15 protein-coding genes are annotated in these 17,923 nt (G+C 68.9%); all 15 read left to right on the top strand.

The genetic code is table 11. The features are described from left to right. The coding region (locus VMJ70_09030) for a hypothetical protein (protein ID HTO91260.1) at nucleotides 1-318 on the top strand (318 nt) is incomplete at its 5' end. Between the two features lie 6 nt (nucleotides 319-324). Then, nucleotides 325-1,797, top strand: a complete 1,473-nt coding sequence (locus VMJ70_09025; protein ID HTO91259.1) for an oligosaccharide flippase family protein — start codon at nucleotides 325-327, stop codon at nucleotides 1,795-1,797. Nucleotides 1,798-1,818: 21 nt separating this feature from the next. Continuing rightward, complete coding sequence (gene asnB, locus VMJ70_09020) at nucleotides 1,819-3,891, top strand: asparagine synthase (glutamine-hydrolyzing) (protein ID HTO91258.1); 2,073 nt, start codon at nucleotides 1,819-1,821, stop codon at nucleotides 3,889-3,891. A gap of 73 nt (nucleotides 3,892-3,964) precedes the next feature. After that, on the top strand, nucleotides 3,965-5,023 hold the full coding sequence (locus VMJ70_09015) for a glycosyltransferase (GenBank protein HTO91257.1): 1,059 nt from the start codon (nucleotides 3,965-3,967) through the stop codon (nucleotides 5,021-5,023). 31 nt (nucleotides 5,024-5,054) lie between these two features. Then, entirely contained in the window at nucleotides 5,055-7,460 is a 2,406-nt protein-coding gene (locus tag VMJ70_09010) for a YfhO family protein (GenBank protein ID HTO91256.1), read from the top strand. Between the two features lie 23 nt (nucleotides 7,461-7,483). After that, nucleotides 7,484-8,200 (top strand): polyprenol monophosphomannose synthase, encoded by a 717-nt coding sequence (locus tag VMJ70_09005; protein ID HTO91255.1) that lies wholly within the window; start codon nucleotides 7,484-7,486, stop codon nucleotides 8,198-8,200. Between the two features lie 4 nt (nucleotides 8,201-8,204). Next, entirely contained in the window at nucleotides 8,205-10,418 is a 2,214-nt protein-coding gene (locus tag VMJ70_09000) for a two-component regulator propeller domain-containing protein (protein ID HTO91254.1), read from the top strand. Between the two features lie 5 nt (nucleotides 10,419-10,423). Further along, a complete protein-coding gene (locus VMJ70_08995; GenBank protein HTO91253.1) occupies nucleotides 10,424-11,467 on the top strand; it encodes a GNAT family N-acetyltransferase in 1,044 nt (347 codons plus the stop codon). Further along, complete coding sequence (locus VMJ70_08990; protein HTO91252.1) at nucleotides 11,464-12,555, top strand: glycosyltransferase; 1,092 nt, start codon at nucleotides 11,464-11,466, stop codon at nucleotides 12,553-12,555. The genes VMJ70_08995 and VMJ70_08990 overlap by 4 nt, the downstream gene beginning before the upstream one ends. Next, nucleotides 12,552-13,904, top strand: coding sequence for a glycosyltransferase (locus VMJ70_08985; protein ID HTO91251.1), 1,353 nt, complete (start codon nucleotides 12,552-12,554; stop codon nucleotides 13,902-13,904). The genes VMJ70_08990 and VMJ70_08985 overlap by 4 nt, the downstream gene beginning before the upstream one ends. Next, the gene (locus VMJ70_08980) at nucleotides 13,901-15,457 is read left to right on the top strand and encodes a hypothetical protein (protein HTO91250.1); all 1,557 of its coding nucleotides are present in this window, start codon (nucleotides 13,901-13,903) and stop codon (nucleotides 15,455-15,457) included. The genes VMJ70_08985 and VMJ70_08980 overlap by 4 nt, the downstream gene beginning before the upstream one ends. A gap of 218 nt (nucleotides 15,458-15,675) precedes the next feature. Continuing rightward, nucleotides 15,676-16,134, top strand: coding sequence for a division/cell wall cluster transcriptional repressor MraZ (gene mraZ, locus VMJ70_08975; GenBank protein ID HTO91249.1), 459 nt, complete (start codon nucleotides 15,676-15,678; stop codon nucleotides 16,132-16,134). Continuing rightward, complete coding sequence (locus VMJ70_08970; protein ID HTO91248.1) at nucleotides 16,131-16,589, top strand: STAS domain-containing protein; 459 nt, start codon at nucleotides 16,131-16,133, stop codon at nucleotides 16,587-16,589. The genes mraZ and VMJ70_08970 overlap by 4 nt, the downstream gene beginning before the upstream one ends. Beyond that, nucleotides 16,573-17,490 carry a 16S rRNA (cytosine(1402)-N(4))-methyltransferase RsmH gene (gene rsmH, locus VMJ70_08965; protein ID HTO91247.1) on the top strand — a complete coding sequence of 306 codons (918 nt, stop codon included), beginning with the start codon at nucleotides 16,573-16,575 and terminating at the stop codon, nucleotides 17,488-17,490. Before VMJ70_08970 ends, rsmH begins: the two co-directional genes overlap by 17 nt. After that, nucleotides 17,487-17,921: a hypothetical protein gene (locus VMJ70_08960; protein ID HTO91246.1), complete on the top strand. Its 435-nt coding sequence runs from the start codon at nucleotides 17,487-17,489 to the stop codon at nucleotides 17,919-17,921. Before rsmH ends, VMJ70_08960 begins: the two co-directional genes overlap by 4 nt. The last annotated feature ends 2 nt before the right edge of the window (nucleotides 17,922-17,923 follow it).

The raw sequence follows: 17,923 nt of genomic DNA, 5'->3' as shown, positions 1-17,923 counted from the left end.
GCTCTGGTACCGGCCGGCTTTTCGTGGATGAACGACCCCCGCACCAAGTCGCTGCAGGGCCCTTTCACCGACGCGCTCGCGGCGCTCCATCGCGCGACCGGAGTCGATCTCGCGCGCGACGCCAACTTCGTGCTGACCCTCGCGCGGACCGGGAGCGGAGGGCACGGTGGGTCGGAGGCGCTTCCCGGCCTTCGTCGCGTGACCAACGTCTGCCGCGAATGCGGCGAACTCAGCATCGTCGAGCCGCCCCGGCCCTGGCCGAAGCGCTGGGTGTGTCCCTGGTGCGGAAAGTCGAACCCGTTCGGGCGGCCGAGGTGATCGCGCATGCGTGAAGCGCTGAAGAAGCTGAGCGGCGACTCGCTGATCTACGGGCTCGGCCAGGTCGGCAACCGCGCCGTCAACCTGCTGATGGTTCCAATCCTGACGCGCGTTCTTCGCCCCGGCGAATACGCGATCTCGGAGCTGGCATTCGCGTATTCGCAGACCGCGATCCTGGTGCTGGTGATGGGGCTCGATGGAGCGCTGGCCCGCTTCTTCTATCACGAGCCCGATCGCGCAGCGCGTATCCGTATGGCGTCGACGTCGCTGGTCTTCCGCATCGTGACCTCGGTGGCGGTGGCGCTGGTGATCGCATCCCTGGCCGGTCCGCTCGCCACCCAGTTCATGGGGGGCGCCGCCTACCGCAAGTACGTGATGGTCTCGGCGGCGACGCTGCCCTTCACGCTGATCGTCCTGTTCGGCAACGACGTCCTGCGCGTCACGATTCAGCCGATCAAATTCGTGATCCTTAACTTCGTTAACGTCACGCTGGTGTTCGGCATGTCGTTCCTGTTCGTGGTGGTCCAGCACCGGGGCGTGATCGGTGTGCTGTATGGCAAAGCGATCGGGGATGCCTGCAGCGCGGCTCTGGCGCTGGTTCTGGCGCGGCACTCGCTCCGGCCGGTGTTCGACCGGCCGGTGCTGCGACGCATGCTGACCTATGGCTTGCCGGCCGTGCCGGCGATCTTCTTCTTCGGTCTGGTTGCCTCGTTTGATCGGTTCGTGCTCCAGCGCACTCGAACGCTCGACGAAGTGGCAATCTATGGAATCGCCGCCAAGTTCCTCTCGGTGGTGTCGATGGGAGTGGCGGGATTCCAGCTCGCCTACGCGCCGTTCGCCTACTCGCGCGCGCACCACCCCGAATCGCCGCGCATGTTTGCCAAGTTCTTCGCGATCTACGTGGCGGCGGCGAGCGGGGCGGCGCTGCTGGTCGGGTTGCTCGCGCCCAACGTCCTCGCGGTGCTCGTTCCGCCCGCGTATCGCTCGGCCGCGGCGCCCGCACTGTGGCTCGCCTTTGCGGCGGTCGCGCAGGGTGCCTACACTATCGCATCGATCGGCATCGGCATCGCGCTCGCGACACCCTGGCTGAACTTGAGCGGGGCGAGCGCGGCGCTGGTGTCGATCGGCGGGCAGTGGCTGCTCACGCCAAGGCTGGGTCCGCCGGGAGCGGCAGCGGCCACGTTCGCGGCGTACTTCGCGTCCGCGGTCGTGACCTACGCCGTGTCCCAGCGCGTGCATCCGCTTCCCTATCGCGGATGGCGATTGGCGGCGCTCGGGCTGGGTGCGCTGGCGGCCGGAGTCGTGGGCCAGCGGTTCTCCCCGCCGGGAACGACGGGCACCGTGATCCGCCTCGGGATCGTGGCGGTGTACGCGCTCGCCGTGTGGCGGCTTCGAGTGTGGACGGCCGGGTTCGCAGTCGGGCGCGATCCTCGCGCGGACCAGGACGCGGACTCGGCGGAGCAACGGACGCGGGATTAGAGCCGGGAGGAGATCGAATCGATGTGCGGAATCGCTGGACTCTGGGAGGCGGAGTCGAGGGTCGACCTCGGCCGACTTCATCAGATGTCGACCTTGTTGCGGCATCGCGGCCCCGATGACGAGGGGTTGATTCTGGTCGAGGCCTCGAGCGGGCGTATCCGCACGCTCGGCGGCCCCGACACGCCGGCCGATGTGTTCCGCGCAGAACTCCCCTGGTCGCCCGGACGAACGCACCCCGGCGCGGGCGCGAGCGGCGCCAGCCTGGGCCTGCTCCACCGCCGGCTCTCGATCGTGGATCTCACTCCGTCCGGCCATCAGCCGCTTTCTGATTCCACCGGCGTGCGCTGGATCACCTACAACGGCGAGGTCTACAACCACGTCGAACTGCGCGCCGAGCTGGAACGGCTCGGAGATCGCTTCACGGGAACTTCCGACACCGAAGTGATCCTGGCGGCCTACCGTCGATGGGGTCACGACTGCCTGCGCCGCTTGAACGGCATGTTCGCGTTCGCGATCTGGGACGGGGAGCGCCGCGAATTGTTCTGCGCGCGGGACCGGCTCGGCGTCAAGCCGTTCTACTACCAGTTCGACGGCCGCTCATTCGCGTTCGCCTCCGAGCCTCGCGCTCTCGCTCTCACCCAGCCACGCCGGATCCTTCCGCGCCTGGAGGCGGTTCGTGACCTGATCGCGCTCGACTGGGTGGATCACGACGCGCACACCTGCTTCGACGGCATCTGGCAGTTGCTGCCCGGGCACTTCCTGGTGCTGTCCGAGAAGGGGCTCGGCATTCAGCGCTGGTGGCAGCTCGATCCCGATTCACGCGCCACCGGGACGCCGGAAGATTGGACGCGCCAGTTCGAGTCGCTGTTCACCGACGCGGTGTCCCTGAGACTGCGCGCCGACGTCGAAGTCGGCTCGTGCCTGTCAGGTGGCCTCGATTCCACAGCGGTAGTGACCACCGCCTCGCGTCGCGCGCCGAAGGGCATGCACGCCTTCAGCTGCGCCTACGAGGAAGGGCCGTCGTACGACGAACGCGCCTGGATTCGCGACGCGGTGGCGGCGAGCGGCGTGGCCTCGCACGTGGTCACTCCCGACGGCAGCGACTTCTGGCACGTGTTCGATGCGCTCGCCGATCGCCAGGGCGAGCCGACTGCGGGACCCGGACTCTACTCGCAGTGGAAGGTGATGGAGCTGGCGAGGCAGGCGGGACTCAAGGTTCTGCTCGATGGACAGGGCGGCGACGAGACGCTCGGCGGCTACTTCCGCTACCTGCCGCTTCGGCTGCGCGATGAACTGGCGGCGGGCCGCATCGGGACGTTCCTCGTGAACTTTGGCCCGGTGGCGGCGCGGATCGGCTGGCCCACCACGGTGGGCTGGGTGCTGGAGCCGTGGCTGCCGCGCGCGCTGGCCGCAGGGGTTCGGCGACAGTTCGGCTCGGGCAAGGATCGCGTGCTCTCGTCCGACCTTTCGCGACTCGGCGGTGCCTCGGTTCCCCGGCCTCCGGCCGCTTTCGGCAGCGCCGTGCGGCGGCAGATGGCGTTCGATACCACGCAGCGCCTGTTGCCCTCGCTGCTTCGCTACGAGGATCGCAACAGCATGGCGTTCTCGATCGAGACGCGCCTCCCGTTCCTCGATTACCGGCTGGTCGAGTTCGCGTTCTCGCTGCCCGATTCGCAGAAGCTCGACGGCGTCACCACCAAGGCGATCCTGAGACGCGCGCTCAAGGATCGGATTCCCGAGAGCATTCTCGCGCGTCGCGACAAGATGGGGTTCGAAACGCCGGTGGACGTCTGGCTGCGCGGCCGCTTCGCCAGCGAGGCGCGACGGCGGCTGGGCGCGCCCGGCCCGCTGCACGACTGGGTGGACGTGCCGCGCATGCTCGCGGCGCTCGACGACCATCTTGCCGGGCGGCGTGGGATCGGGCTCCAGGTGTGGCGTTGGCTCTCCCTGGAGTCGTGGTCGCGGCAGTACCTGGTCGGCGATCCGCGACGAATCGAACGGGCGCCGGAGCAGGCGTTGCATGCCGGCCGGCATCGCTCGTTCGTCGAAGTCGAAGCGGAGTTCGAACGGGAGACGGCGGCCGCCGCCTCCTGACCCATCCCGCGTGGACCTGGTCGTCCTTTCGGAAGTTCGCTGGGGCTATTTCCGAACCCGCAAGCAGTTTCTGTTGTCCCGCTTCCCGGACCGCTGGCGGGTGTTCTTCGCGCAGCCACCGGCGGCGGGAGCGGACGATCCCTGGCGCCCGCGCCAGGAGGGAAACGTCACCTATTTCACGGTGCCGTTCCTCAAACCCGGCACCACCAGTCGCGCCTACAACGCGCTCGCGGGCACTCGGCCTGGCCGGTTCCTGATCGAGCGGGTCGCCGAGCACCACCTGAGGGCCCGCCTGCGCTCGCTGGGAGTGGAACCGCGGCCGGTCGCGCTGGTCTCCAACATCTACTGTCCGGGCGCTGTTTCACGGCTCAACGCCCAGTTGGTATTCTATGACTTCAACGATAGCCCCTTTCAGTTCTCCCGCGTGCCGGTCTGGGCGCGAGGGTACTGGCAGCGCACCCTCGACCAGGTGGATGCCCTGTTCGTGGTTTCCGAATACTACCGGCGGCAGCTCGAGAGCCAGACCTCACGTCCCCTGACGGTGATCGGCAACGGTGTCGAATGGTCGCATTTCGCGACCCCTCGTCCCGAACCCCCCGAGATGAGGTCGCTGCCGCGGCCTCGAATCGGCTATCTCGGCCTCCTGTCGCATTTTCTGGATTTCGACGTGCTCGAGGCCCTGCGCCGGGCGAGGCGGGGGGGCACGGTGGTGCTGATTGGCCCCCAGTCGCCGGCGGTCGCTGACCCGCTCCGGGAATTCGCGGCGCGGGAGGGGGTGGCGGTGCTCGGGGCCAGACCCTACGAGCAGATTCCGGCCTACGTCCAGGCCCTCGACGTCGGGGTGATTCCTTTTCGGGCGAAGGATGAGTTCGTGCAGGGTATCAATCCCAACAAGGTTTATCAGTACCTCGCCGCAGGTCTCCCCGTGGTCACCACTCCCGTACTCGACCTGAGCCCCAGGCCCCCTCATTTGTGGTTCGGCACCGATCCCATTTCCTTCGTGAGCCGAGTGGAGGAAGCGCTCGCTTCCCCGGCCTCGGCCGATCAGCGCCGCGAGCTGGCGCGCGACTTCGACTGGGATCGGCTGGCGGCGAGAATGGTGCAGGTCATCGAGAGCCGTCTCGCGGCGTGACGGCGGGTTCCCCTCCAACCGGAAAGTCTTCATGACCGATCGCAAGTCGAGCCGGCGCGAACCGAAGTCGGTCGCGTCCGGCGTGCAACTGAGCGCCGGTTGGGCGGCCGCGATTCTCGCGCTGCTGGTCGTGCTCTTCTTCCACGACGTGTTCCTCGGCGGCAAGGTGTTCGTTTCGCCGGACGCCTCCGCCCCGGCGGGATTCGTGCGGATGGGCGAGAAGTCGCTGTGGCACGACCACGTCTATCCGCTCTGGAACCCTTATGTGTTCCTCGGAATGCCGTCGTTCGGGAGCGGTGCCTACAATCCGCTCATCTATCCGCCCGACTGGCCGCTGGCGATCGTTCAAAAGGTGGTGCCGCTCCCCGACGAGACCTGGTTGCTGCTCTATTACTTCCTGGGCGGCCTGTTCATGTTCCTGCTGGCGCGCGAATGGGGCGCGCGCGCGGAGGCCGCGCTGCTTGCCGGAGTCGGCTTCGTGTTCGCCCCCAATCTCGTGGCGGTGGGGGCGCACGGGCACGGCAGCCAGCTGGTGGATTCGGCGTACCTGCCGCTCATGGTGTGGCTGGCGACGCGCTGGCTCAGGCGCGGGTCGCTGATGGATCTGGGCTTCCTCGCGTTCGCGGGCGGTTTCCAGATGCTGCGCGGGCACGTTCAAATCTGCTTCTACACCTGGCTTGCGATCGGCCTGTACGCCGGCGTGGACTGGCTGTTGTCGCTCCGCGATCGCAGCCAGCTCGCGACCCACACCGCGCGCGCGCTGGCGCTCGCCGCCGCCGCCGGCCTCGCGTTCGGGATCGCCGGCTTCTACAACCTGCCGCTCCGCGACTACGCGCGCTGGTCGATTCGCGGCGGGAGCGACTCGGGTGGCGGCGTGGGAATGTCGTACGCGACCGCGTGGTCGCTGTCGCCGATCGAGCTGCCCTCGATCGTGATTCCCGGGTTCGTGGGGTTCGGCGGCGCCACGTACTGGGGCGGCATGCCGTTCACCGACTATCCGAACGCCTACGTCGGGCTGGTCGCGGTACTGCTCGCGCTGCCCGCGTTCCTGGCGAAGCCGGCTCCGGGCGGTGACGCGCCGCGCATCTTCGCGCTGGTGCTCGCGGTGTTCGCGCTGCTGGTCGCCTTCGGGAAGAACTCGCCAGTGTACGGCCTGCTCTATCAGCATCTGCCGCTGTTCAACAAGTTCCGCATTCCGGTGATGGTGATCCTGTTGTTCCAGCTCGCCGCCGCGCTCGGGCTGGCGTGGGGCTGGAGCGCGTTGCTCGACGGCGCCGCCGCACCCGCCGGCAAGACGAAGCGCGGCGAAGCTCTGCAGCGGCTGGTGCTGTTCACCGGCGCCGGAATGCTGATCCTGCTGCTGCTCGCCGCGGCGTCGGGAAGCTGGCATGACGGCTACGTCGCAATGGCATCGGCGCACAATCCGGCGATGGGCCCGCAGGGCGCGCAGCTCGCGTTCCAGGGATTGGTCGGCGACCTGTGGCGCGGCGGGTTCCTCGGCCTGCTCGCAGTGGGCGCCGCGTGGCTGGCGCTGCGCGGGCGCTGGGCGCCGACGATCGCCAGCCTGGTGGCGCTCGGGTTGCTCCTGGCGGAGCTGCTGCCGGTGAGCGGCCGCGTCATGGCGCCGGTGATCGGCGAGCCGATCGCGAAGAACCTCGACGCCGGGCGCGACGACGTCGTGGAGTTCCTCGAGAAGGCTCCGGGCCCGTTTCGGGTGCTGCCGATCTCGGAGTTCCAGAGCAACCGGCTGGCCGGGTTCGGGATCGCTTCGGTGGGCGGCTATCACGCCGCCAAGCCCCGGCTCATCCAGGATTTTCTCGACGACACGCTGCAGTTCAATCTCGGCTGGATGCGGTTGCTCAACGTGCGCTACATCATTTCCGCTCAACCGCTGCCGGCCGCGCCGTTCCTCAAGGAGGCGTTCCGCGGCTCGCAGGTGATCTACGAGAACCGGCTGGCGCTGCCGCGGGTCACGCTCCTCGATCGGTATCACGTGGTGCAGCCGGCGCGCGCCATCCTCGACTCGGTGAAGCTGGGAACCTCGGAGAGCGGCGATGTCGTGTTCCTCGAGCAGGATCCCCACCTGAAACTTGGACCGCTCGGGCAGGCGCGGGCGTCGGTGCTGTCCTACCGGTTGAACGACGTGACGGTGGACGAGGAGTCGCAGGGGCCCGCGATCCTGCGACTGGCGGATCAGTGGTATCCGGACTGGACCGCGACCGTGGACGACCGGCCGGCTCCCGTGCTCAAGGCCGACTATCTGCTCCGCGCGGTGGCCGTTCCGGCCGGCCGGCATCGCGTGGTATTCACTTATCGATCGAGAGCGATCCGACTCGGGCTGATGCTGAGCGTGATCTCGGCGGTGTTTTCTCTGGGTCTGGTCCTGGTCGGGGTGTGGATCTCCCGGCGGGGCCGGACTCCCTTGCCCGCGGCCTGAACAGGCGGGAGAGAGGAGATCGAGTGGAGAAGATCATCATCACGCCGACCTACAACGAGCGCGAGAACATCGACCGGCTGATCCAGAAGCTGATGGCCCTGCCGTACGGACTCCATGTGCTGGTCGTGGACGACGGCTCGCCCGACGGCACCGCGGAGATCGTCAAGGGATGGATGGCGCGCGAGCCGCGCGTGCATCTGCTCCAGCGTCCGGGCAAGATGGGGCTGGGCTCGGCCTACCGCGACGGATTCCGCTACGCGCTCGACAACGGCGCGGAGTACATCTTCGAAATGGACGCGGACTTCTCGCACGACCCGGACAGCATTGGCGAGTTCCTCAAGAACGCCGATGAGGTCGACGTGGTGCTCGGATCGCGCTACCTGCACGGCATCACCGTGGTCAACTGGCCGCTGAAGAGACTGATCCTTTCGTACATGGCGAATCGCTACACGCAGCTCGTGACCGGACTGCCGCTCCGCGACGCCACCGGTGGTTTCAAGTGCTTCCGTCGCCGCGCGCTCGAGGCGATCCGGTTGGACCAGGTGAGATCGGACGGCTACGCGTTCCAGATCGAGATGTCGTTCAAGTGCTGGAAGAAGGGTTTTCGGATTCGCGAGATTCCGATCCTGTTCGTGGACCGCCAGGCCGGGGTATCGAAAATGAGTCGCCGCATCGTCTGGGAAGCCGCGTGGATGGTCTGGCGTCTACGCGTGTTGGATCTGATCGGCCGTCTGGAGTAGTCGCATGACCCTGTCGTTCATCAGCGCCTTCGCAACCCTGCTCGCGGTCGTGCCGATGTCTCCGTCGACGTCTGGAGGCTGGACCACCTATCTCACGCCGCACCGCTACAGCGATCTGCTGGTGAAGGGCGACACGGTGTGGTGCTCGACTCGCGAGGCGGGTCTCCTCCTCTACCGTCGCTCCGCCCAGAGCTTCACCGCGATCACCCGCTCTCCGAACGGGCTGGCCGGGAACGAGCTGACGGCGCTCGCCTACGATCGGAGCGGGCGGCTCTGGATAGGGACCAACGGCGCCGGACTCAGTCGCATGTCCGCGGATGGAAGCTCGTGGTCGCTGATCAATGCCTTCGACGGGCTGCCGGCCGACAGCGTCAACTGCCTGCGGGCGGAGGGCGACACGATCTGGGTGGGGACCCCGCGCGGCATCGCCTTCTGGAACGGAAAGGAAATCGCGGGCGTCCTGCCCAGCTTCGGCCAGCCGTCACCGTTTGCCAGCGACGACATCACGGGAATCGTCGTCCACCCCGACACCATCTGGGTCTCGACCGGCCAGGGCATCTACCTGAGCAAGCGCTCGACCGGGCTTGCGAACTGGGTGAGCCTGAACACGGGTCTGCTCAATACTCAGATCGGAGCGCTGGTCACCAACGACACTCTTCTGTTCTGTCAGGCCGGCGGGCGCGCCTACACCTACGTCAACAATCAATGGGTGATGCAGGGCTATACCGGAAACATGAAACGCCTGTTCGACGACGGCGGCGTGGTCACGGCTTCGACCGATCTCGGGCTCTATCGGCTGTGCAACGAAGGCTGGGCAACGCTCAACACCGAGGCGGCCAGCTCCTTCACCGATCCGTCGGTGTGGATTCCGGCTTCCGACGGCGCCGGGCTCTACCTGGCCGCCAATCAGACCGGGCTGATCGAGCAACCGGCAGCGGGAGTCGCAACCGGCTGGCCGGTCTTCACCCCCGACGCCCCGCCAGACAACGATATTCGCAATCTCAACCTGGACAGCGGACGAGTCTGGGTGAACTCCGCGGAACAGGGTGTGGGCCGGCTGACCGGCGACCAGTGGCGGATCTGGCCGGATACTCCGTCGCCGTGCTCGGGCTACTGCGACACGACGTTCATCGAACCCCTCTACGCGTGGGCCCTGCTGGTGGATCGAGAGCACAAGAAGTGGATCGCGAACTGGGAATTCGCCCTGGAAGAGATCGACGATTCGAACCCCACCCCGCAGTTCATTCATCACACCTGGCCCGACTCGCTGCGCGATCGCACCCGCATGTGGTCCTCGGCCGCCGATAGCGATGGCGGTCGCTGGTTCGGCGGCGACACGCCCGATCTCGGGGTCATTCCTGCCAGCGGACTGCTCGAATTCGATTCGCTCGGGGTGCTGGTGGCGAATTTTCGCAACGAGAATCAGAGCGGCGTGCTCAACAGCAAGATTCACGGCCTGACGGTGACCCGCGACCACGTTCTTTTCGTCGGTTATCCGAACGGCGCCCAGTGGGTTCAGCTTCCGCTCGGCCCCAACGGCATGCACGACGCGACCCCCATGACCGACGTGAGCCGGCTCGACGTGCAGGGCCTGGTGGCGCGTGGCGACACGCTGTGGATGCTGACGACGCAGTCACTGCGACGCTACAAGCTGACGCCGATCACGTTCCAGGCCGAGTACACCATTCCCGAGGCCACCGCGCTGTTCGCGGGGAATCCTCTGGCGGTCGGACCCGACGGTTCACCGTGGGTGGGAACGGAAGCCGGAGTGCGTGTCTACCATTCCAATGGCACGAGCGAGGATTTCAACATCGAGAACTCACCGATCGCCGGCAATCAGGTCTATGCGATCCGCGTGGACCCGGTGAGCGGTGTCGCGTGGATCAGCACCTCGTCGGGCATGAACCGGTACGATCCGCACTACGCGCCGCCGCCGCCGCCGCGCGTGCCGCAGCTCTCGTTTCTCGTCTATCCCAACCCCATCGCGCTCAACAAAACCGGCCTGCAGCTCCGGATCAAAGGCAATGGCACCGCGTATGAGGGAGTGATCTTCGACCTTCGCGGTCGCAAGGTGAAGCACTTCAACGCACCGGCGAACCACAGCGTGATCTGGGACGGGACCGACGACGACGGCCAGACCGTGAGGCCGGGCATCTATTTCGTTCACGCGAACGCGGGCGGCAGCTCGGCCACGGTCCGCGTCGCCGTGCTGCGTTAGCCGGTTTGACCGAGCCGCGCTTCCGCTGGAGCGCCTCGCCGCCTCCGGGCTTTCGCGAGCTGCTGGCGCGGGATCCCAACGCCACTCCCGCGCATCATCCCGGAGTGGCGCACGCTTTTTCGGTCGCGCAGACCGGGATGAGCACACGCTTTCTCGCGATCGAGCGCGGCGGGCGCCTGTGCGGATCGATGGCGGTGGTGGTGCAGCGTCGCGCCAGTTTTCATTGGATCCACGCGCTGCCGGCTTCGCTTCCGGGCGCGCCGCTCTCGCTCGAACCGGATCGCGCCGAGGTGGATCTCTGCGCCGCCAGGGCGCTCGAAGCCCTGGCCATCGAGCTGGGCGCGGTGGGCGGCTCCTGGGTCTGCTATCGACCGGTGGGCCCCCCGGTTTCCGATGGGGCGCTGTCGCGGCTGGGCGGCGAGACGCGCCGATTCGAAGCCGCGATTCTCTCGCTCGAGCGCGGGACCGAACCGCTGCTCCAGCGCATGGATCGGAAGACACGCAAGGAAATGCGTCAGGCCAGGGAGCGCGGGCTGTCGGTCACGCAAGAGCCCGAGGCGCTCGAGAGCGCCTACGCGCTCTACTCCGCGCAGGCGCGCGCCTGGCGGGCCCATCGACCGCTGCGCCTCGAACTGCTGCGCCGCCTCCTCCGCCCGATCGGAGGTGAGTGGGGAGACCAGGCGCCCGCGCGCCTGTTCACGGTGCGCGACAGCCGCGGACTGCTGGCCGCGGTGCTGGCGCTCGACGGACCGCGCGAGACCTTGCTGTGGTGGAGCGGCTCGCATCCCGACGCTCGCGCCAGCCACGCCTTCCCGCTGCTGCTCTGGTCGGTGATCGAATGGGCTCACGAGCAGGGGCGCGCTCGGATCAATCTCGGCGCCAGCGCCGGCCGCGAGGCGATCCTCGCGTTCAAGGATTCGCTGGGCGCTGCGCCTGTGCGCTATCCGGTGCGCTGGCTCGACGCGCGTCACGCGCACCGCGTCGGGCGAATGGTCGCGGCGCTGCAGGCGCGGTTGAGGCGCGGTCGCCCGCTCGGAGAGCCCGAATGAAGATCGCGACGCTCTCCAATGCCTCGGTGGGGCACACGCAGCGCTGGGTCGAATACTTTCGTTCGCGCGGTCACGAGGTGCGGGTGTGGTCGCTCGAGCCGGGGCCCGTCGAGCTCGGGGCATTCCGCCTGCCCTGCTGGCCGTTGCCGGGCGCGGTGCGCTATCCGCTGGCCGCGCCCGCGCTGCGCTCGGCTCTGGCCAGATTCGAGCCCGACCTGGTGGACGCCCACTACGTTCCCAACTACGGGCTGCTGGGCGTGCTTTGCGGTCGCCGTCCCCTGAGCGTGTCGGCGTGGGGATCGGACCTGCTGCTGGCGCGGGCGCGCGGCGCGCTGAGCCGGCGGCGCGCCGGCCTGGTGCTCGAGCGCGCCGACCTGGTGATCGCCGACAGCGAGAATCTGGCCGCCGCGGCGCGCGCGCTCGGCGCACCCGAATCGCGGGTGCACGCGATTCCCTGGGGGATCTCGCGCCAGCTCTTCCACCCGGGAGATGCAAGGGAGGCGGGGCTGCTGCTGAGCACGCGCCAGCACGAGCCGATCTACGACCTGCCCACCCTGATCGAGGGCGCGGCGCAGGTGATGGAGCGCTGGGCGGGCACGCGCCTCGAGATCGCCGGCGCCGGCTCCCTGACGCGCGAGCTCGAGCGCCTCGCCGCCCGCCGTCTTCCGGCGGGACGCTGGCGCTTCACCGGCCTGCTGACTCCCGCCGCGATGGCGGCGTCGCTCGCCCGCGCCTCGATCTACGTCTCCTGCTCGCGCTCCGACTCGACTTCGGTGTCGCTGCTCGAAGCGATGGCGGCCGGCGCGGTGCCGGTGGTGAGCGACCTCGAGGGTAATCGCGAGTGGGTGGGTGAGGGCGACGGCGCGCGCTTGTTCGCGCCCGGAGATCCCGCGGGTCTGGCCCAGGCGCTGGAGCGGGCGATCTCCAACCAGGCCTGGTGCGAGGCGGCGCGCGCGCGCAATGCCGAGGTGATCGCGGCGCGCGCCGATCGCGACGTCCAAATGGCGAAGATCGAGCGCCTGTTCGAGCGCGCGGTGGCCAGCCGCCGCACTGGCGCGGAGCGAATCCCGGCAGGAGGCCCACGATGAGCGACACCGGTCGCGTTGCCGGCGATCGACGGCGGCGCCGGTTGCTCATTCTGTGCTACTTCTTTCCGCCACTCGCGGGCGGCGGCGTTCATCGCGTCTTGAGCTTCGTGCGCGAGCTGCCCCGGCACGGCTGGAATTGCACGGTGGTGTGCGCGGGTCGGAAGGACTACTGGGTGACCGACGACACTCTGGAGGCGAGCGTTCCGGGCGAGACCGAGGTGATTCGAGTCGAGGGCGGCAGCGCGCTCGCCGCCTGGCTGCGCATGCGGGGCGGCGACCGCGGGCGCCGATCGGGCGCGACTTTCTCGCGCCTGCGTTCCCTCAGCGATTGGTGGCTGCTGCCGGACTCCTACGCCGGCTGGGCGCGACGAGCCGCGTCGGTGGCGCGCCGGCGAGTCCAACGTGGCGACGTCGACGCGCTGCTCTCGAGCTCGCCTCCCGACAGCGTGCACCTGGCGGCCGATCGCGCGCGCCGCGGGTTCGACCTGCCCTGGGTGGCCGACTTCCGCGATCCGTGGGTGGCGCTCCACCTGAGAAAGCCGCCAACCGCCTGGCATCGGGCACAGCAGGAACGCATGGAGGCGCGCGTGCTCGACGACGCCGATCTGGTGCTGGCGGCTTCGCGCACCCACGCCGAAGCGTTGCGGCGCCGCGCGAGCCGGGGCCCCGGCCGCGTGATGCATCTGCCCAATGGTTTCGAACCGTTCGCGGGCGAAGACCATGGCGAGGCGGCGCCGCCGGCGCCCCTCGCCGCCGGTCCGCACTTCCAACTGGTGTTCACGGGCACGCTGTCGCAGATGCCCGAGACCGAAGTGCTGCTCGAAGCGCTGCACGAGCTGCTCCAGCGACGCCCGGAGCTCAGGCGGCGCGTGCGTGCGCGACTCGCCGGTCCCTACGATCGGGGTTACGAGGATCGCGCCGTCGCGCTCGGTCTCACCGGCATCGTGGAGTTCACCGGTCCGATCTCCCACGCCGCCGCGCGCACGCTCCAGGAACGGGCGGATCTGCTGCTGCTGTGGAAGCCGCCGGAATCGCCGACCATGGTGCCGGGCAAGCTCTACGAGTATCTCGCCAGCGGCCGGCCGATCGTGGCGCTGATTCCGAAGGAGGAGGAGGCCGCCGAGCTCGCCGAGCGAGGGGGGGCGGTGAGGATCGATCCGGGCGACCGCGCGGCACTCGCCGCCGAGATCGGGAGGCGCGTGGACGCATGGCTGGCGCGGGGGCGCGAGCCCGATCGCGACAGGCCGTGGCTCGCCGAGCACACGCGCTCGGCGCTGGCCGGTCGCCTGGCGGACGCGCTGGATGCTCAGATCGAGGCCCGAAGCGATCGCGCCCGGAGCGATGCATGAGCCCGACGGCCGCGGTTCCCTTCACTCGCGTCGAGAAACTCGCGCTCATCCTCTCGCTGGCGCTCGCGCTGGTGTTGATGTGGCCGTTGCGCGGATATCTCACCGACGACACGTTCATCCATCTGCGCTATGCGCAGCATCTCTCGCGTGGGCAGGGGCTGGTGTTCAATCCCGGCGAGCGGATCTACGGCTGCACCAGCCCGCTGTGGGTGGCGCTGCTCGCCGACGCCATGGCGCTCGGTATCGATGGGGTGGCGGCCGCCAAGTGGATGGGCGGGATCTCGACGCTCCTCTCGATCATGCTGTTCCTCCAGCTCATGAGGCGTACCGTCGCGACTCCCGGGCTGCGCGCGCTCGGCACGCTGGCGTGGTCGGCGAACGCCTGGATGCTGCGCTGGTCCCTTTCGGGAATGGAGACACCGCTCGCGGTCGCCCTGGTGCTGGGCGGCTTCGTGGCGTTCACCGAAGGCCAGCAGTGGGGCGCGCGCCCGGTGCGCACCGGCGCGCTGTGGGCGATCGCCGCGCTGACACGTCCCGAAGCGGTGTTCCTGCTCGGGCTGTGGGGCATCTTCCTGATGGCCGACACCGAGAATCGCGCCGGGCTGCGGCGCCTGGTGTTCGGCTCGTTACCGCCGCTTCTCATCTACGGCGGCTGGCTGCTGTTCGCGCGCCTCTACTTCGGCACCTTCTGGCCGCAGACGCTGTCGGCCAAGGCGGCGGGGTCGGCCTCGGCCGGGATCCCGGTCGACAACCTGGTGAGGCAGGCGAAGATCATCGGCTCGACCGACGGCGCGCTCGCGCTGCTCCTGGTGCTGGCGCTGCTGTTCGGCGGGCGAAAGCTGTGGCCGCGCCAGGTGCTGGCGCAACGGCTGCTTCCCTGGGTGTGGATCGCGCTGGTGCCGGTCCTGTACGTGGCGCGGGGCGTTCCGGTGATCTCGCGCTACCTGCTGCCGCTGTTGCCCGTGCTGGCCTGGCTGGCGTGGCGCACCGCCGAGCTGTGGTGGTGCGGCGATCCGCCGCAGCCCGCGCGCCGCGGGCGCGCCACGGCGCTGGCGGCGATCGTCACCGCGATCGTGCTGGTGCAGAACGCCCTCGTCTACCGCCAGAGCGTCGTGCCGCACGTGCGGTCGTTCACCGCCGGATTGCACGCGAGCCTGATCCAGTGGGGGAAATGGTTCCACGGCGTGGCACCGCCCGGATCCTCGATCGCCACGCCCGACATCGGCGCGATTGCCTACTACAGCGATCTGCCGGTCGTCGACCTGGGCGGGCTGGTCACTCCGCCGATGGTGCCGATCCTCGAGCGAGAAACGCCCGAGGCCGCGGTGGCGGACCTGGCGTTCTCGGCGTTCGCGAAACCGTCGTTCCTGGTGGATCGCGCGCTCGCCGATGACGACCTGCGCCGGCGCAGCCGCTACGCCCCGTGCCTCACGCGGCTCGGCAGCGCGAGGATCGACGGGCTCGGAATCATGCGTCCCGAGACCACGATCTACACCTTTTATCGCATCGATTGGAGCTGCGCCGACACGCTCGGTTCGCGAAGCCCTCGATAGAGCGCCCGTGAGGCCGCGAGCGACATTCCGTTCGCGGAGTTCTTGCAGTGCACGGACGTGCACGAACATTCCGTCGAGAAATGTCACTTGGCCCTCACATTTCCTTTGACACTGCTTGCGGCGAAATCTAGTGTGCCGCCCGGCGGTGGGGAATTGTGGGGAAAGGTGGTGGTCCGTGGCAGTAAATGGGAAATGAACTCCAGCGAAACGGGCGCAGCTTGGCGTCGTTCTACGGCACTCAGACCTACGCGATCGATCACAAGGGTCGCATCAGCGTACCTGCCACCATGCGTCGCTCCGCTTCCGCCAAAAAGGGCGGAGCGGACACGTTCTTTCTGGTGTCGGGATTCGAAGGGTGCCTGGCTCTCTACGCGCCGGAAGAATGGCGGCGCGTGGAGGAGCGGCTGCGCCAGATTCCCATGGGCGACCGTCGGGGCCGCGCGTTCGCGCGCGCGTTCCTGATGGACGCAACCAAGGTGTCGGTGGACGCGCAGGGACGCATCGCCATCCCGCCGGCACTGATGGGCCGGGCAGGCCTCGGCAAGGAAGCCGTCCTGCTCGGCCAGGTTGATCGCATCGAGATCTGGAACCAGGAGCGATTGGATGCCCTGGTCCAGGCCGCGAACGGCGAATACGAAACGCTCGCAGGAGAAGTGCTGGGAGGGAAGCAGCCATGACCCTTCTGCCCGAAGTCGCCCGGGAATCCCGTCGCGCGCTGGCGCTCAATCTGGAGCTGACCCACGGCCGACATGGAGCGACGGCGAGGCTCGAGCTGCTCGAGCGCGGTGGCGGTCGGGTCGCGTTGCTCGCGCTGCGGGGCTGGCTCGACGCGGTGGCGATCCGACGGCTCGAGTCGGCGCTCGAGGATCTCGCGGCGCGCGGGGCGAGCCAGTTGATCATCGACTGCTCTCAGCTCCGCCACGTCGACTACCGGCTGTTGCCCGCGCTGGTGGCCTCGCTCGAGCGATTCGAGACCCACGCCGGGAGCTTCGTGATCTGCGGGCTGTCGCACTACCTGCGCGACCTCTTCCGGCTCGCGGGCTGTGACGGCGCGCTGCGCTGCTGGCCCTCGGCCGACGAGCTGCTCGGAGCGGCCGGTGCGATCGAGTCCGGTCGTGAGTTCGCGTCATGAGCCGGTGCTCGTCGAGGAAGTCCTGCGCTGGATTCGCGGCGGCCCGGGGCTCTATCTCGACGCGACGCTCGGCGACGGCGGCCACGCGGAAGCCCTTCTCGAAGCCGAATCCGGGGCTCGGCTGCTCGGCACCGATCGCGATCCTCAGTCCCTCGAAGTCGCCGGCCACCGGCTGGCGCGATTCGGAGCGCGGGTGACCCTGGCGCGCGCCGCGTTCCACGAGCTTCCGGTCGCGCATCGCGAGGCGGGCGGCGAATTGCTGGCCGGGGCCTTGTTCGACCTCGGGCTTTCGTCCCGCCAGCTCGACGACCCCGCGCGCGGGATCGGATTCCGCTTCGATGCCCCTCTCGACCTGCGCCTCGACCCCGCCCGGGGACGGCCCGCCTGGGAGGAGATCCGTGACGCGGAGCCCGCGACGCTGGCGCGCGCGCTTCGCGAGCACGGCGACATTCGAGACGCGACGCGGCTCGCGCGCGCGATGGTGCGCGAGGCCAAGGCCGGCTGGCTCGGCACCACCACCGAGCTGACGGCGCTGGTGCATCGACTGTCCGGCGGCCACGCGCATCCGCGCCGGCTCGCGCAGGTGTACCAGGCGCTGCGCATCTGGGTGAACGGCGAAGCCGAGGATCTCGAGGCGGCGCTCGAGTGGCTGCCGCGCGCCGTGCGCGCCGGCGGCGTGGTGGTGACGATCGCCTATCACTCGGGCGAGGACCGGCGCGTGAAGAACGCGCTGCGCGGTGAGCGTTCGGTAGTTTCGAGGCGGCGGCCGCCGGCGTCGGTGGCGGAGTCGCCCTGGGAACCGTTGCATCGAGGGGTGGTGACACCCTCGCAGGAGGAGGTCGGTCGCAATCCTCGCGCTCGGAGCGCGCGGTTGCGAGCGTTTCGGAGGAAGTCCACATGAGCCCGAAGCCCCATCGTCCCCGTGTGGTGTGGAACGCGAACGAGTCGCGCTCTTTCCGCGCCGATGTCTGGCTGGCCGCGTTCGGATTGCTGGCCTTGCTGCTCGCCGAGGTGTGGCAGAACGCGCGCGTGACCGAGCTGAGCCTGCGCCTCGAGCGCACGCGTCATTCGCTGTCGGCGGTGGAGGCGCGCGAGGCCTACGTCAGCGCCCAGCTGCAGCGGCGCGCCACGCGTTCCGCGCTGTCGCCGATGGCGAGCGAGCTCGGACTCGCGCCGGCCGATGCGCGTCAGGTGGTGGTGCTGCCCGCGGACTATCTGTCTTCCGACGAGTCCTCCTCCGGCCCGAGCCGCGCCGTCGCTCTGGCCTGGGTGGATCGCTTCTCTCGCGCGCTGGTGCCGGAAGCCACGGCGCGCGGCCGCAACGGGAACTGACC

Source organism: Candidatus Sulfotelmatobacter sp., assembly GCA_035498555.1.
In the GTDB taxonomy this organism is placed as follows: domain Bacteria; phylum Eisenbacteria; class RBG-16-71-46; order RBG-16-71-46; family RBG-16-71-46; genus DATKAB01.
Note: the sequence above shows the minus strand (reverse complement) of the source record. Positions and strands in the feature narration are given on the sequence as shown.